Source organism: Maribacter sp. LLG6340-A2 (assembly GCF_045057105.1).
Taxonomy (GTDB): Bacteria; Bacteroidota; Bacteroidia; order Flavobacteriales; family Flavobacteriaceae; genus Maribacter.
Genome location: NZ_CP159332.1, coordinates 2,781,599 through 2,798,895, shown reverse-complemented (window position 1 = coordinate 2,798,895; position 17,297 = coordinate 2,781,599). Strand labels below are relative to the sequence as shown.

Sequence of the window (17,297 nt, the reverse complement as noted above, 5' to 3'; positions counted from 1 at the left end):
CAATATTTTTTCGTTATACTAAAAGACATTCATATTATGAACACATTCAAGAATTTTTTCCTACTTTTTGTTTTGGCCCTTGCAGTATCCTGTTCAAAAAGTAGTACGGCACCAGAAGAAGAACCACAGCCTGCTACGGTGAACAAAGAAGCCAATTTATTGGCAACTGGAGATTCTGCTAACGATATACTTTCCAATGACACCTATGATAAATTATTGATAGAAATTGGATATGTAGAAGGTTTTAGACCAACCACCACGGCCATGACCCAATTTACCGATTATTTACGTGAATATACCTTTAAGGAAGATATTGAAATTATCTACAACGAACTACCCAGTCCTGTTGAAGATGAACTGACCTTACAGGAAATAGTAGATTTGGAAACGAAGAACAGAACAGCTTTTAATACGGACAATACTTTGGCCATTTATATCTATTTTGCCGATGCTCCTGCAGAAGGGGATGACTTGGAAGGCGGACTAGTAACCTTAGGAGCGGTCTATCGTAATACCTCTATGATCATACATGAGATTACAGTGAGAAAATTAGCCTCCAGAAGCTCATCCATAAATAATGAAGATGTAGAAACCGCTACCTTAAACCATGAATTTGGCCATCTCTTTGGGTTGGTAGATTTGGGAACCGACATGGTCAACGACCATGAGTCCGAATCTGAAAACGAGGACGGAGAATTGGTAGGAGACAAACATTGTAACCAAGATGGTTGCTTAATGCGTGCAGAATTACAATTTGGCAGCAATTCCGTTTTAGGGAAATCCCAAAAAACATCCGCTAAAAAAGTTTATGAAGACGGTATTACATCCGGGTGTATACTATCCGGTGCCAGTGTTATGAGCCTTCTAGAAAAAAGTACAGCAAAAGGCAATGCAGCTTCGGTTGATTTAGATGCCGAATGTATCTTGGACCTTAGGGCCCACGGAGGTCGTTAGTACAGCCCTGGTGCATGCACCAATATCGTCTCAATGGTACTCATTAAGGAATATTCAAATATTTATGGGTCTGCAGGGAAACCTTCCATTTAGGATTTTCCATGACATAGTCTACGATCATAGGCACAACTTTATCCCTAACACTCCACTCTGGCTGTAAATACAGAATACAGTTTGCATTAGTTTTGGCAGCTTGCTCTTCAGCAAAAATTAGGTCATGTTTATTATAGACAATGACCTTTAGCTCATGTGCCTTATCATAGATTACGCCCTCTGGTAGTTTGTTTTTTTTAGGCGAAAGACAAATCCAATCCCAATCACCAGATAAGGTATAGGCACCGGAAGTTTCAATATGTGTTTTTAGTCCTTTTTCCTTTAAGGCCTTGGTAATTGGGGTCATATCCCACATTAACGGCTCACCACCGGTTATTACGATAGTATCAGAATACTTAGCGGCATTTTCAACAATATGTTCAATTGCCGTGGGCGGATGTGTCTCCGCATTCCAACTTTCCTTAACATCGCACCAATGGCAACCCACATCGCACCCGCCAACACGAATAAAATACGCTGCAGTTCCTTTATGAAAGCCTTCTCCCTGTATGGTGTAGAATTCTTCCATTAAGGGTAACAACACCCCTTTATTCACTTTCTCCTGTACCTCCACATTTTTCATCTGGCAAAGATACGGTTTAGTTACATATACTCTCAAAGGTTTGCACCTTACAAATACCCTTCACCCTAATAAGAACAAAGCTATTTCTGTTGAAAACTAAGTAGCATTAAGCCTGGTCTTATCTTTTGGTTTGCTTAAAAATCCACTATTTTTATCAAAAATTAAATAACATGGCCGGTACCGAAGATTTTTTTGAGCATATTGAAAAGGGGTATACCACCAAAGGTGATTATATTGTAATGGGAGCCGCAATGCTCAATGGAGAAGCCGTTACAGATGCTTTGGTAAAAATTCCTTTAAAGACATTGAACAGGCATGGCCTTATAGCCGGTGCCACAGGTACAGGCAAAACAAAAACTTTACAGGTACTTGCAGAAAACCTTTCGCAAAAAGGAATTCCGGTACTTCTAATGGATTTAAAAGGGGATTTGAGCGGATTGGCACAACCTAGTCCCGGTCATCCTAAAATAGACGAGCGTCATGCCAAAATAGGCATTCCTTTTAAGGCAAGTAATTTTCCGGTTGAAATATTGTCCTTGTCCGAACAGGATGGAGTAAAACTAAGAGCTACTGTTTCAGAATTTGGTCCAGTACTCTTATCACGTATTCTAGACCTTTCAGAAACTCAAGAAGGTATTGTGGCTGTGGTCTTCAAGTATTGTGACGACCAAAAAATGCCATTGCTAGATTTAAAGGATTTTAAAAAAGTCTTACAATATGCCACCGGTGCGGGAAAGGCAGAATTTACAAAAGAATATGGTAGAATTTCTACAAGTTCCACCGGTGCTATTCTTAGAAAAATCATAGAATTGGAACAGCAGGGAGCAGAACTGTTCTTTGGGGAAAAATCTTTTGATGTGATGGATTTAACCCGTGTTGACGAGAATGGTCAGGGCTATATTAATATTTTACGACTGACGGACATTCAGGACAGGCCTAAATTGTTTTCTACATTTATGTTGAGCCTATTGGCAGAAATCTATTCGACCTTTCCAGAACAAGGTGATAGTGACCAACCAGAACTAATTTTGTTCATAGATGAGGCGCATCTTATTTTCAAGGAAGCATCCAAAGCATTATTGGATCAAATAGAAAGTATCGTTAAATTGATACGTTCAAAAGGAATTGGACTTTATTTTGTTACTCAAAATCCAACAGATGTTCCCAATGAAGTATTGGCACAGCTTGGTTTAAAAGTTCAGCATGCATTAAGGGCATTTACGGCAAGAGACAGGAAAGCTATAAAAATGACTGCGGAAAATTATCCGGAATCAGAATATTATGACACCAAAGAGGTCTTGACTTCCTTAGGAATTGGAGAAGCATTGATTTCGGCCTTGGATGAAAAAGGAAGACCAACCCCATTGGCAGCTACCCTATTGCGCGCCCCTATGAGCCGTATGGATGTATTGACCGATAAGGAATTAAAAAGTGTCATTAGCAGTTCTTCCCTAGTAGGTAAGTACAATGAAATAATTGACCGTGAAAGTGCCTATGAAATTTTGAACGAAAAAATTGATGAGGCGGAAAAACTAGCAGAAAAAGAAAAGAACAAACCAAAACCAAGAAGAACATCCACAAGACGGAGCACCAGACAAAACCCTATTATCAAAGTATTGACAAGTGCTACATTTATTAGGGGCGTACTTGGGGTATTAAAAAAAGTGATGCGGTAATAGTTATGAAAAGAATTTATAGTATACTCTTTATAGCTGGCAGTTTTTTATTGTACAACTGTCAAGACGAACAGCCTAAAGAATTTCAGGTTTCCAGCGATCGGGTAGGTAAACTTTCCAAACAAAGTTTGGCAAGGGATATAGAATTGATATTTGAGAAAGACTCCGTTGTAAAAGATACCGTAAAATTAAATTTCGGGAACGGGGCAAGTAAAATTAAGATTTATGAAAAAAGTGGGCCGCTGTTACTCACTTTAACTCCCAATAATGATAGTATTGCCACCATACAAAATGTATTGATTAATGATGAAAGGTTTGTTACCGAAAAAGGGATTACCATATTAAGCACATTTAAAGATATACGTGAGAACTATTCCATAAAAAAGATTATTACATCTATCAATAACGTAGTGGTGCTTTTAAAAGACAATGACCTCTATTTTACCATAGATAAAAAAGAATTGCCGGAAAGTCTTAGGTATAATGCAAATAGCAATATAGAAGAAGTCCAGATACCGGATAATGCAAAAATAAAATACATGATGATGGGTTGGGACTAAGAGTAGATTCATATATGACCACAACACTCCACCCCTTTGCAATTCATCTTAAAAAACCATAGCAAGTGCCTGTTCTATTCCAAAAAATTATCCCAAAACTTTATGGCCTCTATTTAAACATCTTGGTTTGGTTTGCCCCAAAAAAAACGGCACAACGTGCGTTTACCATATTCGCTACTGTTCGTAAAGGCAGGGTTTTACCCAACCAAAAAGAATATTTGGATAATGCCAAATTAGAAGTAGTAACCATAGGCAAACATAAAATACAAGTATATAACTGGGCCGGTAGCAAAGAGACCGTATTGTTGGTTCATGGTTGGGAAAGTAATACCTGGCGATGGCATAAACTCATTGAAAAATTGCAAAGAGAAAATTATAATATTATTGCTTTTGATGCTCCTGCCCATGGCTATTCAACAGGTAAAATTCTACATGCACCATTATATGCAGAAAAGGTACAGGCCATGTTGTTAAAATATAAACCAACCATAGTTATTGGCCATTCCATGGGAGGTATGACCATTTTGTACAATGAATACAAAAACCCCAATGATATCTTGGAGAAAATGGTAACTATAGGTTCACCGTCAGAGTTTCATGAGATAATGGCACACTATAAAAGTTTACTAGGTTTAAGCAACAAAGTAATTTCTGCTCTTAATCAATTTATACAAGAAAAATTCAACTTTACCGCAGAGGAGTTTTCAAGTGCCAAATTCGTTGGGAATAATCATAAGAAAGGATTGCTTTTTCATGATAAGCTTGACAAAATTGCGCCGTACCACGCTTCTGTAGATGTACATAAACATTGGAAGGGAAGTGAGTTCGTTAGCACTGAAGGATTCGGGCACTCCATGCACCAAGATGAGGTCAATGAAAAAATTATTTCTTTTTTAGCGGAGTAATATCTAAAGGTATACAGCACATTGCCAGCCTATTAATTTTTTATTTTTAAAATAAAAAATGGCAAAATCAAATGATATACCCCAAATAAAAAACGAAGAGCAATACGAAGCATTGGTAGACAAGGGCTACAGTAAAGAAAAGGCAGCACGAATTGCGAATACTAACAATGCAGGCAAGAAAGGTGGTAAAGCTTCCACTTACGAAGACAGAACAAAAGATGAGCTTTACGAGCAAGCGAAGAAACTTGGTATAGAAGGACGTTCCAAAATGAGCAAAAAAGAGTTAATTTCAGCATTAAGAAACAATTGAACATGCAAAACGTTACACCTTTTCACATTGCCATTCCTGTACACAACTTAGCGGAATGCAGAACATTTTATAGAGAAATTTTGAATTGCGAAGAAGGTCGCAGTAGCGACCACTGGATAGATTTTAACCTGTTTGGGCATCAATTGGTGATACACTACAAGCCTAAATCAGAAACTGAAAGCGTACACCACAACCCAGTAGATGGCCATGATGTGCCTGTACCGCATTACGGGGTAGTATTGCCTTGGGATACCTTTCAAAGCTTTTCGGAAGAGCTAAAATCTAAGGGTGTAAAATTCGTCATTGAGCCTTATGTGCGTTTCGCAGGTAAAGTAGGTGAACAAGCTACCATGTTTTTTTATGACCCGGCCGGTAATGTTTTAGAGTTTAAAGCTTTTAAAGATATGGGGCAATTATTTGCGAAATAAATCAACTAAAAAATAAATAACAAAAACCCATCAATAACAAATCTGTATTGATGGGCTTCTTTTTAAAAGTCATTGAATCTTATTACTACTGCGACCAAGAAGTAGGCACTCTATCCCAACGATGCTTTTTTAATTCTTCATATAGTTCTGCAGGCAAACCGTTACCATCACTTGTTGCAGTATTGGCCAATACGTTACGTTGCTTACGCATACCGGGTATGGTAGTACTTACATTATCGTTCATCAAAATAAAACGAAGTGCCATTTCTGCCATAGTCATACCTTCAGGTACTAAAGGTCTTAAAGCATCGGCATGCTCTACTGAAGAAATTAAATTCTCAGGAACGAAATAGGTACCTCGCCAGTCACCTTCAGGAAAAGTAGTTTCTTTGGTGATGTTTCCGGTCAATGTTCCTTCATCAAAAGGTACACGTGCTATGGTTGCAATATCGAGCTCTTTACAGAGTGGAAACAAGTTATCTATGGGTGCTTGGTCAAAAATGTTATAAATAACCTGTACGGCATCTAATAATCCAGTTTTCAACGCTTTTATACCATTTTCAGGTTCCCAACGGTTCATACTAATGCCCATTGCCGCTATTTTACCCGAAGTTTTCAAATCCTCGATAGCTCGTTGCCATTCTTCCCTATTGCTCCAACCGTCATCCCATGTATGAAATTGCATAAGGTCTATTTGCTCAAGCCCTAAATTCTTTAGAGTCTTATGGGTGTATTCCATAATGTGCTCAATGGGGTAGGAATCATCAAAGTCATATTCTGGCTTTGCTGGCCACTGAAAGTTTTTTGGCGGAATTTTACTAGCTGTATATAACTTTTTGGAAGGATGCCTTTTCACAAGCTCTCCAAGTAATTCCTCACTATGTCCTTCACCATAGCCCCAAGCGGTATCGAAAAAATTAACTCCGTTATCAACTGCTAAATCGAGGGACTTGGCAGATTGCACATCGTCACTGGCTGTCCAACCGGCCATTCCCCACATACCATATCCTACTTCACTTACTTGCCAGTCTGTACGACCGAATCTTCTGTATTTCATTTTAAAATTTTAAACCTTTTTATTTATATCTCCAACTTGTTAAATCTGCTCCTTTTGGAGCACTTTTCTCTATACGTTCCATAATTTTTGGCACATACATAGTATTATATCTTAGGCGAGTAATGGCATTTGGTTGATCCGGGTCACCGTTCCAACAATGTTCATCCCTATCACCATATTTTACTTCACCTTCATAATATGGATCCGTGGTACTTTCCAAGAAATCTTCCATAAGGTATACGGCGTTATTCAGGTAATAATTATCCATATCTCCGCAGTAAATATGAATTTTACCCTTAAGGTTCTCCCCCAGTTTATCCCAATCGCGCTCTAGAATATGTCGTAAATCATAATTCTCTTTCCAGTATGCTGCAACATCATGGTCAATATCCCCGGTCCTTTTGTCCCATATTCTTTCCGGGTATCCATCCTCGCCTTGTGGTGAATAAGTAGCTTCCCAAATATCCCATTGTTGACCCGATCTAGATTTATCTCCCAATACCAACTCCAAATGATTGCCCTGTCTTAAGGTTGATTGTATTTGACCTAAGTAATTTCTATGCGATGGTACTTCTAATTTTTTATGGGCACTTGGGTAATAGTATGCGTTTTCATCTTCATAAATATTGGTTAAGGTATACGCCCTAAAATCTATAGGATCTGGACAAGCTGCAAAACAACCGTTATACTCTTCCGGATATTTTACCTGCACCGCTAAAGCTTCCCAACCGCCTGTGGAGCCTCCATACAGAAAACGGGACCAACCTTCTCCCATTCCCCTGAACTGCTTTTCAATTTCCGGAATCAGTTCATAAGTAATAGCATCACCATAGGGACCTTGACTTGCGGAATTAACGGCATAAGAATCATCATAATATGGCGTAGGATGTTGAATTTGAATTACAATAAACCTTGGAAAATCTGGTTCGTTCCATCGTTTATAAAAATCATAGGCCTCCTGTTGCTGAATTATATTATATCCTTCTAAACTAAATCGCTCAGAATATTCTGGTTTTAAATTAGGATCAGGGGGCGTGGTTCTAAATCCACCAAAATCTGATGGAAAATGACCGTGGAAAATCATTAAAGGATATTTAGCTTCCGGATGTTCTTCAAAGCCTTTTGGCAATAACACATGTGCTCCCAAAAATATATCTCTTCCCCAGAACTCGGATAACTTTTCAGATTTTACTTTAACATGCTTTATCCAATCGGTATCCTCTGATTCTTCAATTGGGGGAATTACTTGATCCAATGTAACGGATATGTTCTCAAATCCATTGGTTGCTACCCTAATTTTAAATGGTTTACTATATAAGTTACCCGGTGATTTATTCCATTGTTGTCCTTCTCCATTATCCATGGGCAATTTAACGGTATGTCCGGTTGAGAGATTAAAAGTTTCATACACATGTAAAAGCGCTTGAACATTATATTCGCCTGGCGGCACATCTTTTAAACTTTCATAGGGATAGCCAAAAACATCCGCATCAAAAGAAATAGAACTCCCTGGCTCCCAATCATTTACATTAACACCAAATATTAGCTGTGTATTTAATCCGTCATTGATTTGAAAACGAGGTTCATTGCTATCATCGGTAGATAACATCAGCAACAGCCTACCGTCTTTATTTGAGCTACTTATATGCTCATTAAGTGTAACATTGATATTATAAACAGGCTGTACAACCTTTTCGCAACTAGCGAAAACCATACTAAGCAGTAGTATAAAAATGGTCGAATTTTTCATAAGCGTTGGCTGGATTGGATTCTTAAAGATAATACCTAGACCTTAATCCTGTTCATATCAAGATGAATTTTTGATATAAATACCCTTTGTCGTATAAATTAAGCTGAATAATAGATTATACCCAGCAATGAAAAGTTTCATACCAATTTGATAAAATAAACGTTATGTGTTTATGCGTGTTCATACCTTGATAACCTAAACCCCCATGTGATGAAAAAATTTTTATTTACTCTAATGATTATAAGTATGGTGTCCGTAATTGGAAGTTGTGACTATGATGACAGTAACGACATAGATTATATCATACCCAATGACAGTACCTCAACAAGCAATATTCAAAAAAGCAACGTCAATAATAGCGAAGTAAGCTTATACCTGCCTTAAAAATAGCAAACAAAAAACCCAACAAAAATGCTGGGTTTCTATACTATTGTTATGGTTAGTCCCTACTTCTATGCCGCTCACGGGCCAGCAAAGTATTTTTTAACAGCATGGCAATGGTCATTGGACCTACCCCACCAGGAACCGGCGTAATGAAGGATGCTTTTTTACTGACATTCTCAAAATCTACATCACCCGTTATATAGTAACCTTTTTCTTTGGTTTCATCTGGTACACGGGTTATACCTACGTCAATGACCACTGCATCATCCTTGACCATTTCTGCTTTAAGAAATTTAGGAACACCCAATGCCGATATTACAATATCTGCCTGTGATATGATCTGGGTAATATTTTTAGTATGGCTATGGGTAAGCGTTACGGTGGAATTACCTGGCCATCCTTTTCTTCCCATTAGAATACTCATAGGTCTACCAACTATATGGCTACGACCTATTACTACGGTATGTTTACCTTTAGTATCTACCTTATAACGTTCCAATAATTCAAGAATACCGAACGGAGTTGCAGGAATAAAGGTGCTCATATCCAAGGCCATTTTACCAAAGTTGGTTGGGTGAAACCCATCTACATCCTTATCTGGATGAACGGCCAGTATTACTTTTTGGGTATCTATTTGCTCCGGTAACGGTAATTGTACAATAAAACCATCAATATCATCATCTTGATTAAGCTCCTTTATTTTTCGTAACAATTCCTGTTCAGAGGTTGTACTTGGCATTTGAATTAAGGTAGATTCAAAACCTACACGTTCACAAGAACGCACTTTACTGCCTACATAGGTTAAACTGGCACCGTCACTACCAACGATTATTGCCGCCAAATGGGGAACTTTTTCTCCTCGTTCCTTCATTTTGGCCACTTCTGCCTTAATTTCCTCTTTTATTTGATTGGATACTTTTTTACCATCCAATAATTCCATATCCACTTATTTTAGTTGTCCTGTTCCTTAATTATCTCATTCCTTTCATTGCACCCATCATTTGCATCATTTTTTTACCACCGCCACCTTGCATCATTTTCATCATCTTGCTCATTTGATCAAATTGCTTTAGCAGCTGGTTGATTTCCTGAACTTCTCTACCGGAGCCCTTGGCTATACGCTTTTTTCTACTGGCATTTAATTTAGATGGATTTGAGCGCTCATCTGGGGTCATGGAATAAATAATAGCTTCAATGTGTTTAAAGGCATCATCATCAATATCCAAACCTTTTAAGGCTTTTCCTGCACCAGGAATCATTCCCATAAGGTCTTTCATATTACCCATTTTCTTGATTTGCTGAATTTGGCTCAGGAAATCATCGAATCCGAATTTATTTTTGGCAATTTTCTTTTGGATCTTTCTGGCCTCCTCTTCATCAAACTGCTCCTGGGCTCTTTCCACAAGTGATATAACATCACCCATACCCAAAATACGGTCTGCCATACGTGATGGATGAAAAACATCAATAGCTTCCATCTTCTCACCTGTACCAATAAACTTAATTGGCTTATCTACTACAGATTTAATGGATATTGCTGCACCACCACGGGTATCACCATCCAATTTAGTAAGAATGACCCCGTCAAAATTTAGAATATCGTTAAAGGCTTTTGCCGTATTCACAGCATCTTGCCCCGTCATAGAATCTACAACAAACAAAGTCTCCTGAGGTTCAATGGCCTTGTGAATTTCAGATATCTCCGCCATCATCTTATCATCTACCGCTAAACGGCCCGCGGTATCTATAATCACCACATTGTTTCCGTCTGCTTTTGCTTTGGCAATACCAGCTTTTGCAATAGCTACGGGATCAGTATTATCTCTATCTGAATAAACAGGAACCCCTATTTGATCACCTACCACATGCAATTGGTCTATTGCCGCCGGGCGATAGACATCACAAGCCACAAGTAAAGGGTTCTTGGATTTTTTTGTCTTTAAAAAATTGGCTAGTTTACCGGAAAATGTGGTCTTACCCGACCCCTGTAGACCGGACATTAAAATAACCGAAGGCTTTCCAGACAAATTTATCCCCTCAGATTCGCCACCCATTAATTGGGTAAGTTCATCCTTAACGATTTTTACCATTAATTGCCCTGGCTGCAAGGTGGTAAGTACATCCTGTCCTAGTGCCTTTTCCTTTACCCTATTGGTAAATTCCTTGGCAATCTTAAAGTTGACATCCGCATCCAATAAGGCACGGCGTACTTCTTTAGTGGTCTCTGCAACATTGATTTCCGTAATCTGACCATGTCCTTTTAGTACATGTAAGGCTTTATCTAGCTTATCGCTTAAATTATCGAACATTCTTTTCTATTTAAAGGGGCTACAAATTTAACAAAGTCCAAGGTAATTTCGCAGCAAGTATACCAAAATCTACAAAACAAAAGAGCATCTACTTAAAATAGATGCTCTAACATTGCTTGTGGGGCAAAAAAGGGATTACATTTTCATATATTCCCTAGCAAAAAACCTCCATCAATACCGTCAACGAGGCCCAACTCTTTACTGTTGACGGTATATTTCTGGATGTTTTTATTTTTATTCTCTTTCTAAGACCAGATGATCATATCCTTCAATTTCATTTTCATGCTTAAGCTCTAATCTTGTCTCCGTCACTTCCATTATTTGATAGTCATTGGCCAAAGGCAAGTAATTGCTTCCCGGAGCAAAGGAAATGATCATTTCCAATTTTCCGCTAAAGGCATTTCTATAGGCAAACCATCTACCCGTACTTAAAACAACTTCATTAGGGTTACGTACTTCCAAACTACCATCGGCATTGAAAAATAACCTATCGTTCATATAAAGTTCCGTAGAGGGATCTTCATTCTCCGAGAACAATGCAATATTCCACTCGGTATTACTAAATACATCTTTAATGAAGGTGATATCCTCTTCCTCCTCTTCATCTACTTCACAGCTTTTTACTATGACCAATTCATAATTAGACTCTTCCACATTAAACTTTATAATCCTGTCCTTTAGGTCGGTCAGCAACCATTCAAAACTAACGGCGTCTTCTTGCCCCATGTTTATGGCTACCACAAACCTACCCTGCGCATTGGTTGTAATTTCCCATGTTCCTTCAGATACCGTTGCTTCGTTAGATAAGGTAATGGCACCGTTTGCCTGAAACTCAAATTCACTACCTAGAAGTCTATTTACATGTTCTCCATTATTTTTGACCCTCTTAATGGTCCAGGTACATTCACGTAAAATCTCACGAATACTATCTACGGACATTTCAGGTAAATCCTCTGCACAAAATTGTTTCATTACTATACGGTTACCCTCTCCGTTATATAATTTAATTTTATCATCGCCCATGTCATAAACATTCCATTCCATATTAAATTCCGTGCTAGAATCAAAGTCCATAGTAAGTTGGGCACCATCTTCACCTACAGTAGTACTCCATGTTCCCTGTACAGTAGTAGCTCCCCTAAATCCGGTTACTACGGTACCGTCTTCCTTAAAGTTTAATATGTAATTCACAAATTGCGGTGTTTGATCTACATTATCTCTTTTAAATTCCGTAATGAACCAAACACACTCCACTAAAGTCTCCTTAAACTCCTCTTCATTGAAATCATCGTCATTGTAATCATCATCATCATCTTCGTCACAGTCATCCTTGGCATTTTCTATGGCACTTGCCAACTCCCTATGATTAGATACCTCTATTGTAGTTTCATCATATAGTTTTAACGTTAAGGGAAAATCAAAACTCACCAAGCTATCACCACTCAAATCCTTGAAAAACAATCTTAATTCGCGATCGCTTTCTACCTGTACGGTACTGGTCTGTTCTAAATTGACATTAAATGTGTAAAGTGTCATTGGGTATACAAAATCTATACACTCAATATCATCATCATCACCACCTTCCTTACATTCTGATGCCAATTCGCGTAAATCTTCTATTCCATTAATCGTAATCTCTGAAAAATCACCTGCGGTAACGGTAATAGGAAAAATAATATCCAATATGTTTTCATCATCATCTATACTATCGAAAATCTCTTCAATTTCTTCTAAATCTTCCTTAGATTCTATGGTCAAGGTCAATCCGTTCACTTTTACCGTATATGGAAAATTAATTTCAAAACAACTGGTACCATCTACTATATTGTCAGAAGAACCATCATTGGAGCTTGTGCGTTGTATTAATTCTGCCGTAGCTGAATTTGCCTCAATGGCCTGTGGCTCTTCACCGTTATTGATCTCTTCAAATTCATCTTGGCAAGACGTAAAGTTCAATGCCATGGCCAAAAGACCAATATACATGGTATAACTAAAAAACTTTTTCATAATGATTTGGTATTATTGTTATTACAACCCTAAAACAACCAGCCTTAAAAAAACCCTACCTACTTTTTTATTTTTTTTAAAATATCTTTGATAAAAAGAAACCCCTTTGAAAACAGAACAACCACAAAATGTATGTGAAGAGTCGGTCTACAGAAACGTTTTTAATGAAACGTCAAAAACCGTATTCAATTACATCTATTATAAATTTGGCAACGAGGAAAAAGCCAATGATGCCGTACAGGAAGCATTTGTTAAACTATGGGAGAATTGTGCAAAAGTGGCTCCAAACAAAGCTAAGTCCTATGTGTACACGATAGCCAATAATTTATATTTGAATGTTATTAAGGCAGAAAAAGTTCGTTTAAAGTATGCGGATGCTACCCTAAAGACTACAAACCAATCTCCAGAATTTATTATGGAGGAGAATCAGTTTAGGGAAAAATTGGACAATGCCCTGAACAGTTTACCAGAAAACCAGCGTACTACCTTTTTATTGAATAGGATAGACGGAAAAAAATATGCGGAAATTGCCGAAATGGAAGGAGTAAGTGTAAAAGCAATAGAAAAAAGGATGCATTTGGCACTGAAAAGTTTAAGAGAGCAAATTGATGGGATATAGGTTAGTGAGTTAGTGAGTGAGTGAGTTAGTGAGTTAGTGAGTTAGTGAGTTAGTGAGTTAGTGAGTTAGTGAGTTAGTGAGTTAGTGAGTTAGTGAGTTAGTGAAAAAAATACATTTCAATTAAACAACACAACTACTCAATACTTTTTACTTAATACTCTTAACCACCACCAATAACTTAATACTTAATACAAAAATAAAAAAGTAGGGTATTTCTCTTTATAGTTGTTATACCAATAGAAAGCTAAAAATATGCAAGACAATTACTTAGCAAAATGGCTTAATGATGAATTAACCGATGCCGAATTGGCGGAGTTTAAACAATCTGAAGCCTATGCAACATATAAGAAAATAAAGGATGTTTCCGACAAGATGGAAGCACCCACTTTTGACATGGATGCCGCTTGGACTTCTCTAGAGGGGAATAAAGTAAAAGAAGCCCCAAAAGTATTTACCCTGTCTCCTTATAAACCTTTCTTGCGTATAGCGGCGGCCATAATGATATTATTGACCGCTTCATTTTTTTACCTCAATAGTCTGGACAATACCATTACAACCGCATATGCGGAAAACAAGACCATAACCTTACCGGATACCTCTGAGGTAATTCTAAATGCCGAATCGGAATTGGCATACAATGAAAAAAAATGGGACGATAAGAGAAATATTGAACTTAATGGGGAAGCTTATTTTAAAGTTGCCAAAGGAAAAAAGTTCAATGTAGCCACAACAAACGGTACGGTTACCGTGCTAGGGACCCAATTTAATGTAAAAAACAGAAAAGAATATTTTGAGGTTACCTGTTTTGAAGGCTTGGTAAGTGTAACCATAAATGGCAAAGAAACAAAGCTACCTGCCGGTAATTCTATTTTAACCGTTAATGGCAAAAGCATTACATATAAAGCAGAAGTAAATGGTAAACCATCTTGGTTGTCTAGTGAAAGTTCGTTCAGAAGTATACCTTTGCATTATGTAATGGATGAATTGCAACGACAGTTCAATATAGAGGTAACCTATGACTACATTGACGACGAACAACTTTTTACAGGTTCTTTCAATAATGATAATCTTGAACTCGCCCTTAAAAGCATTAGTGTTCCATTACAGGTAAAATTTAAATTAGATGGAAACCATGTGCTGTTCTATGAAGAAGAAGCACCTTAAATTTTTAGTTACATTTTTTTTACTACTTTGCTTTAGCATAATTGCCTATGGGCAAAATGTAGCAAAAGATACCATGTCTTTGGTAGACTATCTTGCTATCTTGGAAAAAGAGCATGATATAAAATTTTCCTTTGCGGACAATGCTTTGAAAGAGGTGTCCATTGTTCCGTTACAATTACCGTCCCTTCCTTTAAAATTAGACCATATACAGAAAAACACGGGTATGGTCATCACCAAACTAAATGACAGGTACTATACCTTAACACGTATTTCTACGGTTTCTATTTGCGGCTTTGTGTTTGACAATTTTGAGAAAAACACGATTCCCGGTGCAACGGTTGAAATTTTAGGGACTTCCATTTCTGGCATAACAGACAATACTGGTAAATTTTACTTTAACGATATTCCCGTATCAGCAACGGTACGTGTAAAACATTTAGGTTTTAAACCACAATTTCTTGAAGTGGATAAACTCTCCAATACCACTGCCTGCCCTATAATTGCTATGCCTCTTAGTTATCAAGAATTGGAAGAGGTTGTGGTGTCACAGTTTTTGACCACTGGCCTGAACAAAATGAGCAATGCCAGTTTTGAACTTAACTTGTCCAAATTTGGCATTTTACCCGGTAACAGCGAACCAGATATATTACAAACAGTGCAAGCGCTCCCAGGAATAAAGAGTGTGGATGAAACCGTATCCGATATTAATATTAGAGGAGGAACAAATGACCAAAACCTAATTCTTTGGGACCATATTAAAATGTATCAGACCGGTCATTTTTTTGGCTTGATCTCTGCTTTTAATCCTTACGTTACGGACAAGGTAACTATTATTAAAAACGGCACATCTTCTATATATGGAGATGGCTTAAGCGGCACATTGGATTTACGCACCTCTGACCAAATTCCAGCTTACACCAACGGGGGCGCTGGTTTCAATCTAATATCTGGAGATGTATTTGGACATATCCCAATTAATGAACGTTTAGGATTACAATTTTCAGGTCGTAGATCGTACACCGATTTTTTAAGCACCCCAACCTATACCGTATTTTCTGAAAAGGCTTTTCAAGATAGCCAAGTAGATAATGAAAGTGATTTTTACTTTTACGATTTTACCGCAAAATTACTCTTTGAAATAAACCAAGACCATAAATTTAAAACCAGCTTGATCACCATGAGCAATAACTTAAGTTATTTTGAGACCAATGATAACAATACGCTCAATGGCAGCAACTTAAATCAGGATAATATAGCTATAGGTACACAATTGGAAAGTACCTGGTCTAATAGCTTTAGTACAGATGTACAATTTTACTACTCCCAATATGGGTTGAATGCACTAACAATTTCCAACAATGAAAGTCAGACGTTAAAACAGAACAATCTTGTTAAGGAGTCCAATGTAAAGCTAATAACCAAATACGGGCTTTTTAGAAATTTAGATTGGGTAAATGGATATGAACTTACAGAGACCGGTATAGAGAATAGAACCAATATAAATCAACCTCCATTTGCAAGTAATATAAAAGGGGTCATACGTAAACATGCCCTTTTTAGTGAAATCAAGTTTACATCTGAGGATTCTAGATTTCATGGGTTATTAGGGGCCCGACTAAATTATATTGAAAATTTAAATACGTTTAAAACATACATTTTAGAACCTAGGCTAAATATTTCCTATGAGGTATTTTCTAATTTCAATGCTGAGGTAATGGGCGAATTTAAAAGTCAAGTAACCAACCAGATCATTGACTTGGAACAAAATTTCCTAGGCATAGAAAAAAGAAGATGGATACTTTCTGATGATGATCTATTACCTATAACAAAAAGTAAACAAGGTTCCTTGGGTTTTAACTATGACTCCAATACACTATATGTAGGTATTGACGGATTTTACAAAGAAGTTAACGGTATAAATGTATACACCCAAGGTTTCCAAAACCAGAATCAATTTGATGGTGAAATAGGCTCATATGTAATTAAAGGGGCAGAATTTTTGATCAACACCAAAAACAACGATTACAGCGCATGGCTTAGCTATACATTTAATAAAAACGATTATACGTTCAATGCGTTGACACCTACTACATTTCCCAACAATTTAGACGTTAGACACTCAGTAACCCTTGCCGGAAATTACACTTTAGGAAATCTTAAATTAGGATTAGGTTTAAATTTCAGATCCGGAAAACCTTTTACTAAGCCAGATGCCAACGACCCCGTAGATGAAACTGTTTTTCCAGCAGAAGTAAATTATGAAGACCCTAACAGCAGTAGATTACCTGAATATATAAGGGCAGATGCATCTGCCAATTACACATTTAATTTAAGCAAAACCATTAAAGGTTCGTTTGGCGCTTCTATATTGAATATTACCAATAGAAGAAATACATTGAATATGTTTTATAGATTAGGCGAAGACAACACTGTGGAAACCATAGAACGCCTATCGTTGGGGCTAACCCCAAATGCCAGTTTTAGAATACGGTTTTAGG

16 protein-coding genes are annotated in these 17,297 nt (G+C 37.4%); 10 read left to right on the top strand and 6 right to left on the bottom strand.

Annotation, left to right across the window (positions count from 1 at the left end):
- The first annotated feature begins 36 nt into the window (after nucleotides 1–36).
- Nucleotides 37–954, top strand: coding sequence for a hypothetical protein (locus ABVM52_RS11760; protein WP_405380709.1), 918 nt, complete (start codon nucleotides 37–39; stop codon nucleotides 952–954).
- A 43-nt stretch (nucleotides 955–997) separates the two neighbouring features.
- On the opposite strand, the gene ABVM52_RS11755 is transcribed toward ABVM52_RS11760, so the two are convergent.
- Complete coding sequence (locus tag ABVM52_RS11755) at nucleotides 998–1,630, bottom strand: 7-carboxy-7-deazaguanine synthase QueE (RefSeq protein ID WP_405380707.1); 633 nt, start codon at nucleotides 1,628–1,630, stop codon at nucleotides 998–1,000.
- Between the two features lie 170 nt (nucleotides 1,631–1,800).
- Between ABVM52_RS11755 and ABVM52_RS11750 the strand changes: the two genes are divergently transcribed.
- The 5 genes from ABVM52_RS11750 (at nucleotide 1,801) to ABVM52_RS11730 (ending at nucleotide 5,509) form a co-directional block, all read left to right on the top strand.
- Entirely contained in the window at nucleotides 1,801–3,306 is a 1,506-nt protein-coding gene (locus ABVM52_RS11750; RefSeq protein WP_405380705.1) for a helicase HerA-like domain-containing protein, read from the top strand.
- 5 nt (nucleotides 3,307–3,311) lie between these two features.
- The gene (locus tag ABVM52_RS11745; RefSeq protein WP_405380703.1) at nucleotides 3,312–3,866 is read left to right on the top strand and encodes a hypothetical protein; all 555 of its coding nucleotides are present in this window, start codon (nucleotides 3,312–3,314) and stop codon (nucleotides 3,864–3,866) included.
- Between the two features lie 65 nt (nucleotides 3,867–3,931).
- On the top strand, nucleotides 3,932–4,771 hold the full coding sequence (locus ABVM52_RS11740; protein ID WP_405380701.1) for an alpha/beta fold hydrolase: 840 nt from the start codon (nucleotides 3,932–3,934) through the stop codon (nucleotides 4,769–4,771).
- 58 nt (nucleotides 4,772–4,829) lie between these two features.
- Nucleotides 4,830–5,081, top strand: a complete 252-nt coding sequence (locus ABVM52_RS11735) for a Rho termination factor N-terminal domain-containing protein (protein ID WP_405380699.1) — start codon at nucleotides 4,830–4,832, stop codon at nucleotides 5,079–5,081.
- 2 nt (nucleotides 5,082–5,083) lie between these two features.
- Nucleotides 5,084–5,509: a VOC family protein gene (locus ABVM52_RS11730; protein ID WP_405380697.1), complete on the top strand. Its 426-nt coding sequence runs from the start codon at nucleotides 5,084–5,086 to the stop codon at nucleotides 5,507–5,509.
- A gap of 85 nt (nucleotides 5,510–5,594) precedes the next feature.
- Here the strand turns inward: ABVM52_RS11730 and ABVM52_RS11725 are convergent, their stop codons facing one another.
- Together ABVM52_RS11725 and ABVM52_RS11720 are read right to left on the bottom strand one after the other, a co-directional pair.
- Nucleotides 5,595–6,566, bottom strand: coding sequence for an aldo/keto reductase (locus tag ABVM52_RS11725; protein WP_405380695.1), 972 nt, complete (start codon nucleotides 6,564–6,566; stop codon nucleotides 5,595–5,597).
- 19 nt (nucleotides 6,567–6,585) lie between these two features.
- Nucleotides 6,586–8,316, bottom strand: coding sequence for an alpha/beta hydrolase-fold protein (locus tag ABVM52_RS11720; protein WP_405380693.1), 1,731 nt, complete (start codon nucleotides 8,314–8,316; stop codon nucleotides 6,586–6,588).
- Nucleotides 8,317–8,526: 210 nt separating this feature from the next.
- Between ABVM52_RS11720 and ABVM52_RS11715 the strand changes: the two genes are divergently transcribed.
- Nucleotides 8,527–8,700 carry a hypothetical protein gene (locus tag ABVM52_RS11715; protein WP_405380691.1) on the top strand — a complete coding sequence of 58 codons (174 nt, stop codon included), beginning with the start codon at nucleotides 8,527–8,529 and terminating at the stop codon, nucleotides 8,698–8,700.
- A 55-nt stretch (nucleotides 8,701–8,755) separates the two neighbouring features.
- Here ABVM52_RS11715 and ABVM52_RS11710 read toward each other — a convergent pair whose 3' ends face one another.
- From ABVM52_RS11710 to ABVM52_RS11700, 3 genes are all read right to left on the bottom strand, one after another.
- Nucleotides 8,756–9,640: a bifunctional 5,10-methylenetetrahydrofolate dehydrogenase/5,10-methenyltetrahydrofolate cyclohydrolase gene (locus ABVM52_RS11710; protein WP_405380689.1), complete on the bottom strand. Its 885-nt coding sequence runs from the start codon at nucleotides 9,638–9,640 to the stop codon at nucleotides 8,756–8,758.
- 31 nt (nucleotides 9,641–9,671) lie between these two features.
- Nucleotides 9,672–11,009: a signal recognition particle protein gene (gene ffh / locus ABVM52_RS11705; RefSeq protein ID WP_405380687.1), complete on the bottom strand. Its 1,338-nt coding sequence runs from the start codon at nucleotides 11,007–11,009 to the stop codon at nucleotides 9,672–9,674.
- Between the two features lie 234 nt (nucleotides 11,010–11,243).
- Complete coding sequence (locus ABVM52_RS11700) at nucleotides 11,244–13,016, bottom strand: hypothetical protein (protein ID WP_405380685.1); 1,773 nt, start codon at nucleotides 13,014–13,016, stop codon at nucleotides 11,244–11,246.
- A 106-nt stretch (nucleotides 13,017–13,122) separates the two neighbouring features.
- On the opposite strand from ABVM52_RS11700, the gene ABVM52_RS11695 reads away from it, so the two are divergent.
- The 3 genes from ABVM52_RS11695 (at nucleotide 13,123) to ABVM52_RS11685 (ending at nucleotide 17,296) form a co-directional block, all read left to right on the top strand.
- A complete protein-coding gene (locus tag ABVM52_RS11695) occupies nucleotides 13,123–13,635 on the top strand; it encodes an RNA polymerase sigma factor (RefSeq protein WP_405380683.1) in 513 nt (170 codons plus the stop codon).
- Between the two features lie 252 nt (nucleotides 13,636–13,887).
- Complete coding sequence (locus ABVM52_RS11690; RefSeq protein WP_405380680.1) at nucleotides 13,888–14,799, top strand: FecR family protein; 912 nt, start codon at nucleotides 13,888–13,890, stop codon at nucleotides 14,797–14,799.
- The gene (locus ABVM52_RS11685; protein WP_405380677.1) at nucleotides 14,780–17,296 is read left to right on the top strand and encodes a TonB-dependent receptor; all 2,517 of its coding nucleotides are present in this window, start codon (nucleotides 14,780–14,782) and stop codon (nucleotides 17,294–17,296) included. Before ABVM52_RS11690 ends, ABVM52_RS11685 begins: the two co-directional genes overlap by 20 nt.
- The last annotated feature ends 1 nt before the right edge of the window (nucleotide 17,297 follow it).